General features: G+C 64.5%; 14 protein-coding genes. 12 read left to right on the top strand and 2 right to left on the bottom strand.

The window, feature by feature from the left end; genetic code table 11:
• The first annotated feature begins 45 nt into the window (after nt 1-45).
• The 7 genes from ruvB to tolB all read left to right on the top strand — a co-directional run bounded on the left by ruvB (nt 46) and on the right by tolB (nt 6409).
• Entirely contained in the window at nt 46-1092 is a 1047-nt protein-coding gene (gene ruvB / locus JO965_RS22160) for a Holliday junction branch migration DNA helicase RuvB (RefSeq protein WP_203441133.1), read from the top strand.
• Nucleotides 1085-1828: a hypothetical protein gene (locus JO965_RS22155; protein WP_203441132.1), complete on the top strand. Its 744-nt coding sequence runs from the start codon at nt 1085-1087 to the stop codon at nt 1826-1828. Before ruvB ends, JO965_RS22155 begins: the two co-directional genes overlap by 8 nt.
• 173 nt (nt 1829-2001) lie before the next feature.
• Nucleotides 2002-2391, top strand: coding sequence for a tol-pal system-associated acyl-CoA thioesterase (ybgC, locus tag JO965_RS22150; RefSeq protein WP_246776649.1), 390 nt, complete (start codon nt 2002-2004; stop codon nt 2389-2391).
• 305 nt (nt 2392-2696) lie between these two features.
• Nucleotides 2697-3437 (top strand): protein TolQ, encoded by a 741-nt coding sequence (gene tolQ, locus JO965_RS22145; protein WP_203441131.1) that lies wholly within the window; start codon nt 2697-2699, stop codon nt 3435-3437.
• A 12-nt stretch (nt 3438-3449) separates the two neighbouring features.
• Complete coding sequence (locus tag JO965_RS22140) at nt 3450-3896, top strand: biopolymer transporter ExbD (protein WP_203441130.1); 447 nt, start codon at nt 3450-3452, stop codon at nt 3894-3896.
• Between the two features lie 34 nt (nt 3897-3930).
• A complete protein-coding gene (gene tolA / locus JO965_RS22135; RefSeq protein ID WP_203444308.1) occupies nt 3931-5049 on the top strand; it encodes a cell envelope integrity protein TolA in 1119 nt (372 codons plus the stop codon).
• Between the two features lie 25 nt (nt 5050-5074).
• A complete protein-coding gene (tolB, locus tag JO965_RS22130; RefSeq protein WP_203441129.1) occupies nt 5075-6409 on the top strand; it encodes a Tol-Pal system beta propeller repeat protein TolB in 1335 nt (444 codons plus the stop codon).
• A gap of 42 nt (nt 6410-6451) precedes the next feature.
• Here tolB and JO965_RS22125 read toward each other — a convergent pair whose 3' ends face one another.
• On the bottom strand, nt 6452-7066 hold the full coding sequence (locus tag JO965_RS22125; protein WP_203441128.1) for an HdeD family acid-resistance protein: 615 nt from the start codon (nt 7064-7066) through the stop codon (nt 6452-6454).
• A gap of 88 nt (nt 7067-7154) precedes the next feature.
• Nucleotides 7155-8666 (bottom strand): phosphatidylserine/phosphatidylglycerophosphate/cardiolipin synthase family protein, encoded by a 1512-nt coding sequence (locus tag JO965_RS22120; protein WP_203441127.1) that lies wholly within the window; start codon nt 8664-8666, stop codon nt 7155-7157.
• 358 nt (nt 8667-9024) lie between these two features.
• Here JO965_RS22120 and pal point away from each other — a divergent pair, with 358 nt between their 5' ends.
• From pal to glmM, 5 genes are all read left to right on the top strand, one after another.
• Nucleotides 9025-9522, top strand: a complete 498-nt coding sequence (pal, locus tag JO965_RS22115; protein WP_203441126.1) for a peptidoglycan-associated lipoprotein Pal — start codon at nt 9025-9027, stop codon at nt 9520-9522.
• A gap of 226 nt (nt 9523-9748) precedes the next feature.
• On the top strand, nt 9749-10735 hold the full coding sequence (ybgF, locus tag JO965_RS22110) for a tol-pal system protein YbgF (RefSeq protein ID WP_203441125.1): 987 nt from the start codon (nt 9749-9751) through the stop codon (nt 10733-10735).
• A gap of 29 nt (nt 10736-10764) precedes the next feature.
• Nucleotides 10765-11784 carry a tRNA lysidine(34) synthetase TilS gene (gene tilS, locus JO965_RS22105; protein ID WP_203441124.1) on the top strand — a complete coding sequence of 340 codons (1020 nt, stop codon included), beginning with the start codon at nt 10765-10767 and terminating at the stop codon, nt 11782-11784.
• Nucleotides 11785-11929: 145 nt separating this feature from the next.
• On the top strand, nt 11930-13849 hold the full coding sequence (gene ftsH, locus JO965_RS22100) for an ATP-dependent zinc metalloprotease FtsH (protein WP_203441123.1): 1920 nt from the start codon (nt 11930-11932) through the stop codon (nt 13847-13849).
• A 225-nt stretch (nt 13850-14074) separates the two neighbouring features.
• The gene (gene glmM / locus JO965_RS22095; protein WP_203441122.1) at nt 14075-15430 is read left to right on the top strand and encodes a phosphoglucosamine mutase; all 1356 of its coding nucleotides are present in this window, start codon (nt 14075-14077) and stop codon (nt 15428-15430) included.
• The last annotated feature ends 143 nt before the right edge of the window (nt 15431-15573 follow it).

Below are 15573 nucleotides of genomic sequence, written 5' to 3'. Positions count from 1 at the left end.
TTAGAGCGTCATCGCCTATATGAAGCCTCTGGAAGGTAAGCCTCTTTGACCGATACCCGCCGCCTGATCAGCCCTGAAAAGCGTGAGGACGATGTTGATGCGTCGATCCGGCCGCTCTCGCTCGACGATTTTACGGGCCAGAAGGCCGCGCGGGCCAATCTCCAGATCTTCATCAATGCCGCCAAGGCGCGCGGTGATGCCCTTGATCACGTGCTCTTCGTCGGCCCGCCGGGCCTCGGCAAGACCACGCTTGCCCAGATCGTCGCCCGCGAGCTCGGCGTCAATTTCCGCTCGACCTCCGGCCCGGTGATCGCCAAGGCGGGCGATCTCGCGGCGCAGCTCACCAATCTCGAAGAGCGCGACGTGCTCTTCATCGACGAGATCCACCGCCTGAATCCTGCCGTCGAGGAAATCCTCTATCCCGCCATGGAGGATTATCAGCTCGACCTCATCATCGGCGAGGGCCCGGCCGCCCGCTCGGTGAAGATCGAGCTGCCGAAATTCACGCTGGTCGGGGCGACCACCCGCGCGGGCCTGCTCACCACGCCCTTGCGCGACCGCTTCGGCATTCCGATCCGGCTCGAATTCTACACCGTCGACGAGCTGGAGCTGATCGTGCGCCGTGGTGCCCGCGTGCTGGGACTGGGCATGAGCGAGGAGGGCGCCAACGAGATCGCCCGCCGCTCCCGCGGCACGCCGCGTATCGCCGGCCGCCTGCTGCGCCGCGTGCGCGACTTCGCCATCGTCGAGGGCGTCCAGACAGTCTCCCGCGACCTCGCGGACCGCTCGTTGCGCCTGCTCGACGTCGACCCCATCGGCCTCGACCTGATGGACCGCAAATATCTCACGATGATCGCCAATTCCTTCGGTGGCGGCCCGGTCGGCATCGAGACCATCGCGGCGGCCCTCTCCGAGCCGCGCGATGCCATCGAGGACATCATCGAACCCTACCTGATCCAGAAGGGCTTCGTGCAGCGCACCCCGCGCGGCCGCATCCTCACCCCCCACGCCTTCAAGCACCTCGGCATCCCGGAGCCAACCCGCGAGACCACGGCGCAGTTCGGGCTGTTCAACGGAGATGGGGATGAGTGAGGGAGATGGCTCAGTTCAACCAAGAAGAGGCTTACTAAGGAGACGGTGGCTTATCTGGTCCGCCGTCACCATAGTGCTCACGGCGTATGTCCTCAGCGGGTTCATCGAGGCAAGCTCAACGACTGCAGAGATTGATCTCGTTCCTGGGCGGGAATTCGATATCAAGGTTCTGCGGATCATGCCGAATCCTATCGAGTTAGAGTTGCTGCTCGATAGGAAGGTGGCGGATAAGGCCTATCGTGATGGGTGCTGCCCAGATCAGGAGACGAGGAGGACCAATGCCTCCGACCTTTCAAAGGTCGGAGCTCCAGTACAAATCGCTCTTTCCTCGTGGTTCGGCGGGCCTGTCACCTATAATGCAGAGCCTGCAATCTATTATTCGGACCTGATTTCAAGAAGCATGATTGCCGATGCGGGCGATGGAAAGCCTGTTTCCTGGGATGAAGCGAATGAAGCCTCTCGGCCTCAGTTTAGGCTCTATCCTGGCTTGAATAATGTTCAGATAAAAGTCGTTGCAGTCGATCCGGCTTTGGTTGGTGAGACAGCGCAAGTCTTAATCGAGAATCCGCTTTCTTTGAAATGGGCCAAGCCGAATAACGGCTGGCTTATTTGGAGCGTGCTCCTGTCACCAATCTTTGCTTTGATCCAGCTGGTCTGGGCTTTGGTTTTACTGCTTCTTGGCTGGATGAACCGTAGAAGATCTAGCGTTCTTAGAGAACAACGAGGGCAGGGATGAGTGAAAAGCGCAACCAGTCTCCCTCCTCCCTTGTGGGGGAGGGTAGGGAGGGGGGTATAAGCGCCAACCTCTCAGAACGAAGCGCCAGCACCCCCCTCTCCAACTCTCCCCCACAAGGGGGGAGAGGGCTGCTCGGTTCCCATCTCTCCGGCTTCATGCAGGGCGGCGCGCATATGCTCCCCATCCGTGTCTATTACGAAGACACGGATTTTTCGGCTCGCGTCTATCACGCGAGCTATCTCCGCTTCATGGAGCGCGGGCGCACGGAGCTTTTGCGGGCGGTCGAGGTGGCGCAGTCGGATTTGCATGCGGATATGGGCGGGCTCGCCTTCGTCGTCCGCAAGATGAATATCGACTTCCGTGGCGGTGCCGTCATGGACGATGTGCTGACCATCGTGACCCGGCCGAAGGAGATGCGCGGGGCATCGATGACGCTCGCTCAGGAGGTCCGGCGCGGCGACGAGGTGCTGGTCACGGCCGATGTCATGGTCGCCGCCGTCAGGGGAGGGCGAGCCGTGCGGATCCCTGACGAGCTGCGGGCGGCGCTGACGGTGGAGCAATAGGACCGTGCCTTGCCCTATGGGTAGGGCGCTCAGGAGGCCTGCTTCCAGCGCATACTAGCCGGAATTTCCATATCAATTTCAGGTAATTCGCCTCTGCGCGGCCGTACTTAAACCAGACCTTAACCTTACTCTGTGCTTAACAGGTAACGGTCCGGGACGATTGCGAGTCTTGTCGCCTGCCGCCCTTATTTTCGACAGATTCCGGGGCGAACGAGCAGTAATACAAGAACAGATTTTCCTAGAACCAGTTGCGGTGGGCCTTGGATCGCCTTCCAAGGCTGCTCGAAGAGCGAGGACGACAGACTATGAACCCGGCTGATGTGGCCCAGGCCGTCCCTGTGGCCCACGACATGTCCTTCTTTGGCCTGTTCTGGCAGGCCCATTTCATCGTCAAGCTCGTGATGCTGGGCCTGCTCGCGGCCTCCGTCTGGTGCTGGGCCATCATCATCGACAAGACCCTGCTCTACGCCCGCACCAAGCGCGCCATGGACCGGTTCGAGGATGTGTTCTGGTCCGGCCAGTCGCTCGAGGAGCTGTATCGCTCGCTCCAGAGCCGCCCGGCCACGGGCCTCGCCGCCGTGTTCGTCGCTGCGATGCGCGAGTGGAAGCGTTCCTTCGAGGGTTCGGGCCGCTCGTTCCAGACACTGCCGCAGCGCATCGACAAGGTGCTCGACGTCACCATTCAGCGTGAAGTGGAGCGGCTCAATGCCCGCCTGACGGTGCTCGCCTCCATCGGTTCGGCCGGTCCCTATATCGGCCTCTTCGGCACCGTGATCGGCATCATGAATTCCTTCACCTCCATCGCGGCTTCCAAGAACACCAGCCTTGCGGTCGTGGCTCCCGGCATCGCGGAGGCGCTGTTCGCCACGGCCATCGGCCTGTTCGCGGCCATTCCGGCGGTGCTCGCCTACAACAAGCTGCAATCGGAGGTCGGCAAGCTGCAGTCGCGGCTCGAGGGCTTCGCCGATGAGTTCTCGGCCATCCTGTCGCGTCAGGTGGACGAGCGCATCGGCCATGCCGGCCACCACCCGGCCAACGCGGCCTAAGGGAGATCCGACATGGCCATGATGGCAGGAGCGGCAGGAGGCGGAAGACGGCGACGCAGGCGCGGCCGCACGCCTGGCGCGATCAACGAGATTAACATGACGCCGTTCATCGACGTCATGCTCGTGTTGCTCATCATCTTCATGGTGGCAGCACCCATGATGACGGCCGGCGTGCCGCTCGATCTGCCGCAGACGAAGGCCGCGCCGCTCAACTCCGATGCGACGCCGGTAACGCTCTCCATCAAGGCGACGGGCCAGGTGTTCCTGGGCGAGACCGAGCTGGTGGACGAGGCCATCGTGGGCAAGCTCGCGGACGTGTCGAAGTCCGGCTTCGACGAGCGGATTTTCGTGCGTGGCGACAAGAAAGTGGATTACGGGCGGGTCGCTCAGGTGATGTCGATCGTGACCACTGCGGGCTACAAGCGCGTCGCCCTCGTGACCGAGGTCGATCAGCGCTGAGCGGGATGAGGACAAGGGGCGAACACACGTGGCGTTGAAGCTGAAATTCAACACCTCAGAGCCGGGCTTCTGGGTCTCGGGCGTCGCGCACGCCTCGCTGTTGGCTGCCGCCCTGATCGGCCTGTCGGTCGGTACCGAATTCCCCGAGGCGCAGGAAGGCATCCCGGTCGAGATCATCACCGACAACCAGCTCTCCCAGATCACCAAGGGTGAGACGAACGCCAAGGCACCGCAGCCCAAGCCCCGCGCCGAGCGCGTCGCCGACAAGACCGAGCTGAAGGATCCGGGCGAGGACAAGCGCGATGCACCCGCTCCCCCGAAGCGTCCGGCCGAGATGAAGGTCGCCGAGAAGGAAGAGCCGGTGGCCGCCCAGCCTCCGCCGCCCGCACCACCGACGCGCTCGCAGGAAGAGAAAGCCGCCGAGGCCAAGGCCGAGGAAGAAAAGAAGCTGCAGGAAAAGGCGGAAGCCGAAGCCATCGAGAAGGCCAAGGCCGCCGAGCAGGCGAAGATCGAGGCCGAGGCCAAGGCGAAAGCCGAAGCGGAGGCGAAAGCCAAGGCGGAAGCCGAAGCCAAGAAGATCGCGGAAGCGAAAGCCAAGGCGAAGGCCGAGGCTGAAGCGAAGGCAAAAGCCGAAGCCGAGAAGAAGCTCGCGGAAGCCAAGGCAAAGGAAGAGGCCGAGGCCAAGGCGCGCAAGGAGGCTCAGCTCGCCAAGAAGCTCGACATGGGCGACCTGAAGCAGTTCCTCGACAGCAAGGAAAAGAACCAGTCCACCGGCGCGACCGGCGCGGAGGTCCAGAAGACCGCTTCGCTCGGCACCGCGACGGGATCGGCCGCGAAACTCTCGCCGAGCCTGCGCGATGCGCTCATCGGCCTGTTGGTCTCGCAGATCGAGCGTTGCTACAGCGCGCCGATTGCCGCCTCAGGCGGACAGGTCACGGCACCCATTCTCGATATCCGCCTGAATCAGGACGGATCGCTCAGCACCGAGCCCAGGATCCTCCAAGCGGGGAGCAGCTCGACCGATCGTGCGGTTGCCGATGCGGCCGTTCGCGCCATTCGCAAGTGCCGCCAGTTCGAGATCCCCGCGAAATTCGTACCCTACTACGCGGATTGGAAGGTCCTGAACGTCCAGTTCGATCCTCCTCTCTCTTAAAGCCCAAAGCTTGGGACATAAGCCAATGATCACTCGCCTCCTCTCCCGTCTTCTTGTCGCGCTGGCCGTTGTCGTGCCCATAGTGGCGCTTGCGCCCTCCGCGCAGGCGCAGCTTTCGTTCCGCGTCGGCCCGGGCGGACAGTTCCAGCCGATGCCGATTGCCGTGGCCGATTTCTCCGGCGAGGGCGATCTCGGGCAGCGCGTGTCCGGCATCATCACCAACAACCTGCAGCGCTCCGGCTATTTCGCTCCGCTCGACAAGTCACGTTTCCCGGAGCGTCCGTCGTTTGACGCCGCGCCGCGCTTCGATGCCTGGAAGATGGCGGGCGCGCAGGCGCTCGTGACGGGCCGCGTCTCGCGCGATCCTTCAGGCCGCCTGCGTGCGGAATTCCGCCTGTGGGACATCGAGTCGGGCCAGCAGCTCACCGGCCAACAATATGTCACTGATGCCAATTTCTGGCGCCGCGTCGGCCACATCATTTCCGATGCGGTCTACACCAAGGTGACAGGCTTCGGCGGCTTCTTCGACACGCGCATCGTCTTCGTCGATGAATCGGGGCCGAAGGAAAACCGCCGCAAGAAGCTCGCGATCATGGATCAGGACGGTGCGAACGTACGCTATCTGACGCAAGGCGACACCTCCGTCGTGACGCCGCGCTACTCGCCCGCCACGCAGGACATCACCTACTCGGCTCAGGTCGAAGGCCAGCAGCCGCGCGTCCAGGTGATCAATCTGGAAACCGGCACGCGGCAGGTGCTCGGCAACTTCCCCGACATGGCCTCCTCGCCGCGCTTCGCGCCGGACGGACAGCGCATCGTCATGAGCCTGCAGCAGGGCGGCAATGCCAACATCTTCATGATGGACTTAAGCTCGCGCAACACCACGCGCCTGACCTCGACCGCCGCCATCGACACCTCGCCGTCCTTCTCGCCGGACGGCAGCCAGATCGTGTTCGAGAGCGATCGCGGCGGCAAGCAGCAGATCTACGCCATGAACGCGGACGGCTCAAATCAGCGCCGCATCTCGTTCGGCGACGGCTCCTATTCGCAGCCGGCCTGGTCGCCGCGCGGCGACTACATCGCCTTCACCAAGCAGCGCGCGGGCGGCTTCGCCATCGGCATCATGAAGCCGGACGGCTCGGGCGAGCGCATTCTGACGGAAGGCTTCCACAACGAAAGCCCGACTTGGGCGCCGAACGGCCAGTACATCCTGTTCTTCCGCGATCCGGGCGGACAGGCCGGCGGCAAGCTCTACATGGTCGACATCACCGGCCGCGTCGAGCAGCCCGTGCCGACCCCGTCCTTTGCATCGGACCCGACATGGTCGCCGCTGTTGAGCGAGAGCCGGCAGAGCAACTGATCGCAATCGAAAAAGGGCGCTCGAAGCGCCCTTTTTCTTTGATCAAGCCGCCATCGGCGCCGCGCTGCCGGTCTCGTCCTTATGGCCCCTGAGCTTGAAGGCGAGAACGAGAAGCGAGATGCCGAAGACCATCGCGTAAGCCCCGAGCCACCAGGTCAGCACTACGGCGCCGACGAGGGGGGCAAGCAGGAGCGCGATACCGAAGAGAACCGACACGATGCCGCTGAAGATCAGCCAGCCGCGTCCGTAGGTCGGGTTCAGCTTGAAGGCGGCGACAATCATCAGGACGCCGGTGATCAGCGACCACACCGCCATTAGGGTGACGAAGAACAGGACCGTCAGCCCCGGCATCAGGAAGGCGATGACGCCGGCCAGGATGTTCAGGATGCCTCCGAGGATGAGGAGGCCCCAACGCTGGTGTTCGGACGCTGCCCTGATGCCGGAGATAATCTCGACCACGCCATCGACCAGCATATAGGCCGCGAAGACCCAGACCAGGGACAGGAGCGTGGCTCCGGGCGAGAAGAAGGCGATGAGCGCGAAGATGATCGCGAAGACGCCGCGAAGCGCCAGGGCCCACCAGTTCTGCGCCAGAAGCTGGCTCATGGCGTGGGTGCGATCACGGGTATCGAAAGGTCCGGTTGTGCCTGTAGCCATAGGAGTCCTCCTCGAAAAAGGAATGTACTGCCTTGCTCGAGATCAACGCCAAGCTTGACCGTTGGTTTCCTTTTCTTCTTTTCGGGTCCTACTCTCCTGGCGAGGCCTCATGCTCCTTGATCTTGGTCAGTTTGCGCCGCAGGGCAAGCTTACGGCGTCTCAGGCGCACGCGTCGCTTGAGTCGGAAGGCGCGGATCAGAAGCGCAATGCCGAGCCAGGCCATCGCGATGACGATAGGCAACACGATCAGAACCGGAAAGAACGTGATCAAGGTCGCGAGCGCCAGCAGAGCGAAGCCGATGATGGCGACGCTGCTTGCCTCGGTTGCCGTCAGCGAGCGCGAGCCGACCGCCTTGCCGACCGTGCTCGAAAGCGCCAGGGCGCCGGCGGCGAGCCTGCGGACGCCGCCCTTCTTGAAGCGATGGCCACGGCGCGAGCGCATATTCCGCGCCTGACGGCGCCGGGATTGCCAGCCGGGAACGATCTCGGTCGCGTTGGCGAGATCCTCCAGATAGACTGCCTCCATGGCCTCGGCGAAATCGGCATCCTCGACCACCACGTCGAGCTCCCAATTGGTGGCCCAGCTCGCAATGTTGAGATTGGTGGAGCCGACCCGGGCCCAGCGCCCGTCCGCCACGGCAGTCTTGGCGTGGAACATCGACCCGTTCCACTCATAGACACGGATGCCGGCCTCGATCAGCGACCGGTAGCCGGCCCGGACCACAGGCTGCAGGGCGGGCACGTCGCTCGATCCGGGAACGAGGAGGCGCACGTCCACCCCGTCCCGCGCCGCTTCGCCCAGAGCCTGCACATAGGAGGTGGTGGCTACGAAATAGGCGTCGCTCAGCCAGAGATTGCGCTGGGCGGTCGCCGCGATGAACTGGTCCACCCGGTAGGTGCGGAACATGCCGGGCTCGCCGCTGATGACCCGCGCCGCCACCGATCCCGCCTGCGGGATCAGGTCGGCTTGGGGCAACTCCGATTTCGGGATCGGCGCCATGCCGGAAAGAACCCAGCTCTCCGCAAAACTGGCGTCGAGATCGGCCACGATGGGACCTTCGAGCGACAGGCCGGTATCCCGCCAGGGCTCGGTGCCGTTCTTGCCCACCCAGCTGTCGGACACGCACAGGCCGGAGACGAAGGCGATGCGCCCGTCGACGGTGATCAGCTTGCGGTGGTTGCGGCGGATCCAGAACGGGTCGGTCAGTCTGGGCGGATTGAAGACGCGGGCCTCGACGCCGGCCTCGCGCAGGCGCCGCCAGTAGTGGGGCAGGGCGCGGAAGGAAGATCCGAGCCAATCGTAGAGCACCCGCACACGCACGCCGGCGCGCGCCCGCTCCATCAGGGCTTCCGCGAACGCCTGACCCGTGTCGTCATCGGCGATGATGAAGTTCTCGAAATGAATGACGATCTGCGCCGAGCGGATCGCCTCCAGCCAGGCCGGGTAATTCTCCTTTGAGTCCCGCAGCAGGGTGATGGCGTTGCCTTGGCGCAGGTCGCTGTCGGCAATGCGCGCGAAAGCTCTCTCCAGGCGGAGATCGTCCAGAGCTTTGCGATAGGGCTGTCTGAGGCTTCCCGGCTGGGGCGTCACGATGTTCATGACCTCTCAACGCTTGAACCCGACGATCGGCGGCAGCCTAGCTTCATTTGCCTTCCAGCGCATCATGAGGAAAAGTGGATCCGGTTTTCCGCCCGAATGATGCACCCTTGTTGAACTGGGCATCGGATGGGTCCCAAAAGTGCATTCCACTTTTGGGTCCGATGCCCTTGCGGTAGGAATAACCGACGCAGCACGAAGCTGTTTACGACCGATTAACCCTAACCCCAACTTCCACAACTTGGCCATAATTGACCTTAATCCCGCATGCGTCCTCACGGTTGACGGAACCCTCCTTTAACCATCCTCCCGATATGAAAGTCACAACGTTCGGCAAACGTATGTGTAAGGAGTATTGCCAATGATGACGCTGCGCGCCGTCAAGTTCGCTGCTGCTATCGTCCTCGCCCTCGGGGCGGCGGCGTGTTCGTCCAATAAAGATGGGGCCGATGGAGCCGGCGGCTTCGGAGCCGGCGGTGCCGCCACCCCGGGCAGCGCCCAGGATTTCGTCGTGAACGTGGGCGACCGCGTGTTCTTCGAGACCGACTCGACCGACCTGACCCCCACCGCCGTCGCGACCCTCGACAAGCAGGCGCAGTGGCTGCAGCGCTACCCGAACTACGCCTTCATCCTCGAAGGCCATGCGGACGAGCGCGGCACCCGCGAGTACAACTACTCGCTCTCCGCCCGCCGCGCCCAGGTCGTCCGCGACTACCTGATCTCCCGCGGCATCCCGGGCAACCGCTTCCGCACCGTGTCCTACGGCAAGGAGCGCCCGGTCGCGGTCTGCAACGACATCTCCTGCTGGTCGCAGAACCGCCGCGCGGTCACCGTGCTCGGCGGCGGCGCCGGGGCATAAAGCCTCACCTAGCGCATCGTGCAGGAAAGTGGATCCGGTTTTCCGCCCGAACGATGCGCCAGCCAAGAGGGGGAGCATCGGATTTGACTCCAAAAGCGGGTCCACTTTTGGGTCCGATGCTCGAGTTCAAGCCCTCGTGAAATCGCAGAGCGCCGCCACATTCTCGCCGTGGCGGCGCTTTTGTGTTATCGGCCTCCTCGATCGAGGACCCTCACGGTATCCCAGCATGTTTCGACGTCTGTTTGTCTTTTTCGCCTTTGCCCTGGCTCTGGCCGCGACTTCTGTTTCCCCTGCCGCTGCGCAGGATGCGGCCGATGCGATCGTGCGCCTGAACCGGCTCGAGAGCCAGTTCCGCCAGATCTCGGGTCAAATGGAGCAGCTCCAGTACGAGAACCGCCAGCTCAAGGAGCAGCTGCGCAAGTTCCAGGAGGATGTGGAATTCCGCTTTCAGGAAGGCCGCGGCGGCTCCCGACCCTCGTCGCCCACGACCACTCCTTCGCGTCCCGCCCAGCCCCCGGCGCAGCCGACCCCGGCCCAGCCGCAGCGACGCAGCGACGTCTTCGATCCCTCCGAAACACCGGATGCTCCCGGCGCTCCCCGTCCGCTCGGCACCACGGCGCCATCGGCACCCCTGACGGCCGACGCGGGCCGTCCCATGCCGTTGCCCGGCGGGCAGCTTGCCGGCATCGGCGACCTGATCGAGCAGGACGAGCAGGGTGGCGCCGACGGCGCTCCCATGGACCTGAACTCCCATAACCGTGCTGCGGCCATTCCCCAGGGCGCCATTGCCGAGCGCCCGGGTCCGAGCGTCGCGGCGACGAGCGTCGGCAATCCGCGCTCCGATTTCGACGCGGCTTACGCCTCCTTCACGCAGAAGCAGTACGATCAGGCTGAGATGGGCTTTCGTCGCTTCCTCCAGTCCAACCCCCGCGACAAGCTGGTGCCCGAGGCGACCTTCTGGCTCGGTGAGACCTATCTCCAGCGCAGCCGCTATCGCGAGGCCGCGGAGCAGTTCCTGAACGTCTCGGCCGAGCATCCCGATGCTGCCAAGGCCCCCGATGCCCTGCTGCGGCTCGGTATCTCGCTGAACGGTCTCGGTGCCAAGGATCGCGCCTGCGCCGTCTTTGCCGAACTCGACCGCAAGTACCCGCAGGCTTCGGCTCCCGTCCGCCAGGCCTCCGACCGCGAGCAGAAGCGCATCAAGTGCAGCTGAGCCGCTGACGAGTTTTGAAGGGCCAAGCGATGGCCGCCCCTCCGCCTCCCGACGATGTGCTCTCGGATGAAGGGCTGGAGAACCTTTTTGCCTCTCTGAACCAAGCCTCAGGTATCGTCGCGGCCGTGTCCGGCGGGCCGGATTCGATGGCTCTGATGCATCTTATCGCCCGCTGGTGCGCCGCCGGTCCACGACCTCCCGTTCTCGTTGCCACCATCGATCATGGCCTGCGGCCGGAAGCGGCCGAGGAGGCCGCCTTCGTCGCGAGCGAGGCCGCGGCTCTCGGACTGCCGCATCGGATCCTCGCCTGGACTGGCGACAAGCCTCGAACCGGCATCCAGAAGGCCGCACGTGCGGCTCGCTACCGCCTTCTCGTCGAGTATGCCCGCGAGGCCGGCGCATCGCATCTTATCACCGCCCACACCCTCGATGATCAGGCCGAGACGGTGATGATGCGCCTTGCCCGGGGGTCCGGCCTGTCCGGGCTCGCCGGCATGCGTCGCGAGACGGATCGGGACGGCATCGTCCATGCGAGGCCGCTGCTCGACCGGCCGAAATCGAGCCTTCTCACTCTCTGCCAGGGGCAGGGCTGGCGCTTCGTCACCGATCCTTCCAACGCGAACGAAGTTTATGCCCGCGTCCGCTGGCGCAGGCTCATGCCGCTCCTGGCCGCGGAGGGGCTCGATGCCGGGCGCCTGGTGCGCTTCGCCGAGCGCGCCGCCCAGGCCGACGAGGCGCTCGATCTCAAGGCGCGGGAGGCGCTGGACCGGGCCGGGCCCGTTTTCGAGGACGGAATCCTCTCCTTCCAGGGCAGCATTCTTGCAAGCGAGCCTTTCGAGATTGCCGTCCGGGTGCTGGAGCGGGCCCTGTCCAGGACAGGGCTCGAGAATAGCCGCCTTCACCGGCTCGAAGCGTGTGCCGGGCGCCTGCGGGAGGCCGTCAGGGCAGGGGAGGCATTGCGCCTCACCATCGCCGGGGCGCTCCTACGACTGAATCGTGCGGGCAGAGTATCCATCGGGCCGGAACCGCCACGCCGCCGCGGTCGTTAGCCAAATCTCTTAGCCAAGGCTATTGGATGATGCCGCACGGGCGCCGCATTCCCTTGGCAAGGCGAGACGGTGTGCCTACATTGAGTTTAACCGCGGGGGGAGACTTCCTCACGCTTCATCTCCCTCTGGGGCAGAACCTGATCCGATGAATTCAAATTTCCGCAACTTCGCCTTGTGGGTCGTCATCTTCCTTTTGGTGCTGGCGCTCGTGACCCTTTTCCAGAGCCCGGGCCAGCGCGGTGGCGGTAGCGACATCGCCTATAGCCAGCTCCTCAGCGAGGCCGATGCCGGGCGCATCACCAGCGTCGTCATCTCAGGCCCGGAGATCAGCGGCACCTACACGGATGGTCGCACCTTCACGACCTATGCGCCGAGCGACCCGATGCTGGTCACGAAGCTGCAGCAGAAGGGCGTGCAGATCACGGCCCGTCCGCAATCGGATTCGACCCCCTGGTTCATCGCGGTTCTCATGAACATCCTGCCCATCGCGCTCTTCATCGGCGCCTGGGTGTTTCTGTCGCGCCAGATGCAGAGCGGCGCCGGCCGGGCCATGGGCTTCGGCAAGTCCAAGGCGAAGCTCCTGACGGAAGCGCATGGCCGCGTCACCTTCGACGATGTCGCCGGCATCGACGAGGCCAAGGAAGATCTGCAGGAGGTCGTGGAGTTCCTGCGCGACCCGCAGAAGTTCCAGCGCCTCGGCGGCCGCATTCCGCGCGGCGTGCTGCTGGTCGGCCCTCCCGGCACCGGTAAGACCCTGACCGCCCGCGCAGTGGCGGGCGAAGCCAACGTGCCGTTCTTCACCATCTCGGGCTCCGACTTCGTCGAGATGTTCGTCGGCGTGGGTGCCTCCCGTGTGCGCGACATGTTCGAGCAGGCGAAGAAGAACGCGCCCTGCATCATCTTCATCGACGAGATCGACGCGGTCGGCCGCCATCGCGGTGCAGGCTTAGGGGGCGGCAACGACGAGCGCGAGCAGACCCTCAACCAGCTCTTGGTCGAGATGGACGGCTTCGAGGCCAACGAGGGCGTGATCATCATCGCGGCCACCAACCGTCCCGACGTGCTCGATCCGGCGCTGCTGCGTCCGGGCCGCTTCGACCGCCAGATCGTCGTTCCGAATCCGGACGTCCTGGGCCGCGAGAAGATCCTGCGCGTCCATGTGCGCAAGGTGCCGCTCGCTCCCGACGTGGACCTGAAGGTGATCGCCCGCGGCACGCCCGGCTTCTCGGGCGCCGACCTCATGAACCTCGTCAACGAGGCGGCGCTGCTCGCCGCTCGCCGCGGCAAGCGCATCGTCACGATGAAGGAGTTCGAGGACGCCAAGGACAAGGTGATGATGGGCGCTGAGCGCCGCACCCTGGTCATGACCGACGACGAGAAGCGCCTGACCGCCTATCACGAGGCCGGCCACGCCGTCGTCGCCCTCAACGTCCCGGCGACCGATCCGGTCCACAAGGCGACCATCATCCCGCGCGGCCGCGCGCTCGGCATGGTCATGCAGCTGCCCGAGCGGGACAAGCTGTCCATGTCCTACGAGCAGATGACCTCGCGCCTCGCCATCATGATGGGCGGCCGCATCGCCGAGGAGATGATCTTCGGCAAGGACAAGGTCACCTCCGGTGCTCAGTCGGACATCGAGCAGGCGACCCGTCTCGCCCGGATGATGGTGACCAAGTGGGGCTTCTCGCCCGAACTCGGCACGGTGGCCTATGGCGAGAACCAGGACGAGGTCTTCCTCGGCATGCAGATGGGCCGCCAGCAGAACGTCTCCGAGGCCACCGCCCAGAAGATCGACTCGGAGGTCCGCCGCCTGGTCGAGGACGGGCTCAACGATGCCCGCCGCATTCTGACCGAGAAGGCGCACGAGCTCGAGGCCCTGGCCCGCGGCCTGCTCGAATACGAGACTCTGACCGGCGACGAGATCCGCCATCTGCTCGACGGCCAGCCGCCGGTGCGCGACACCGGCGAGACCATCACCCCCAGCCGCGGCTCCGCCGTGCCCACCGCCGGCCGTGGCCGGCCGCGGGAGAGCGACGGGGGCATGGAGCCCCAGCCGCAGGCCTAAGAACGCCATTAACTGTGAAATCCAGGACGCCCGCTTTCCGGCGGGCGTTCTTTTTTGTTTACCTCAAAGATCTAATACTCCCTAAGGAACAGGTTTAAGGCTTGTAACAATCGCTTATCACTTGTGATGGCGCGCATTGGCTCAGGTCCCTTGACCGAATTCAGGGAGGTTGCTTTGAAAAAGCCAAAGCGCGCTTCGGCGCTACGGAATGCGGAGACAAAGCACGTGCGTAAATACTTCGGAACCGACGGCATTCGGGGCCGCGCCAACGGGATCATCACGCCCGATCTCGCCCTGCGGGTCGGACAGGCGGCCGGTCTCATGTTCCAGCAGCGCGGCGACTACCGCCACCGGGTCGTGATCGGCAAGGATACGCGGCTGTCCGGCTACATGATCGAATCCGCCCTTCAGGCCGGCTTCACCTCGGTCGGCATGGACGTGCTGCTCCTCGGCCCGATCCCGACCCCTGCGGTCGCCATGCTGACCCGCTCCATGCGTTGCGATCTCGGCGTCATGATCTCGGCCTCCCACAATCCTTACGAGGACAACGGCATCAAGCTGTTCGGCCCCGACGGGTTCAAGCTCAGCGATGACATGGAGCTTCAGATCGAGGCCCTGATCGATTCCGACCTGACGCGGCGCCTCGCCGGTTCCGCCACCCTCGGCCGCGCCAAGCGCATCGAGAGCGTCCAGGCGCGCTACATCGAATTCGCCAAGCGCACCCTGCCGCGCCAGGTCGATCTGGAAGGCATGCGCGTCGTGATCGATTGTGCCAACGGCGCCGGCTACAAGGTCGCCCCGGAAGCCCTGTGGGAGCTGGGCGCCGAGGTCGTGTCGATCGGCGTCGAGCCGAACGGCTTCAACATCAACCACGATGTCGGCTCCACCGCGCCGGATGCCCTGATCCATAAGGTGCGCGAGCTGCGCGCCGATGTGGGTATCGCCCTCGACGGCGATGCGGATCGGGTGCTGATCGTCGACGAGAAGGGCCACAAGGTCGATGGCGACCAGCTGATGGGCGTCGTCGCCCGCTCCTGGAAGGAGGACGGCCGCCTCGCTCAGCCGGGCATCGTCGCGACGATCATGTCCAATCTCGGCCTGGAGCGTTATCTGACCGGCATGGGCCTCGGCCTCGTGCGCACCGCGGTCGGCGACCGCTACGTGCTCGAGCACATGCGCGCTCACGGCTACAATCTCGGCGGCGAGCAGTCGGGCCATATCATCATGTCCGACTACACCACCACCGGCGACGGCCTCGTGGCTGCTCTCCAGCTCCTCACTGTGGTCAAGAGCCTCGGCAAGCCGGTGTCGGAAGTCTGCCACTGCTTCGAGCCGCTGCCGCAGGTACTCAAGAACGTGCGCTACAAGGCCGGCAAGCCCCTGCAGGAAGCCTCCGTCATCCAGGCCATCGAGTCCGGCCGCGAGACACTCGGCAATGCCGGCCGTCTCGTGATCCGTCCCTCCGGCACCGAGCCGGTCATCCGCGTGATGGGCGAGGGGGACAACGAGGACCTCGTCAACCGCGTGGTGGACGATGTGGTGGAAGCCGTGACCCAGGCCGCGTCGAGAGCTGCCGCGTAAGACGCCACTTCCATTTCGAGTTCAAAACAAAAGCCCCGGCGATGATCTCGCCGGGGCTTTTTCATTCTGAGTGCTATTACGCCGCATTTTCCTTCCCCCTGCGGGGAGAGGTAGGGATGGGGGTGGTTCGACCGGGTGAGAGC

The organism is Microvirga sp. VF16 (assembly GCF_016864375.1).
Lineage (GTDB): Bacteria > Pseudomonadota > Alphaproteobacteria > Rhizobiales > Beijerinckiaceae > Microvirga.
Note: the sequence above shows the minus strand (reverse complement) of the source record. Positions and strands in the feature narration are given on the sequence as shown.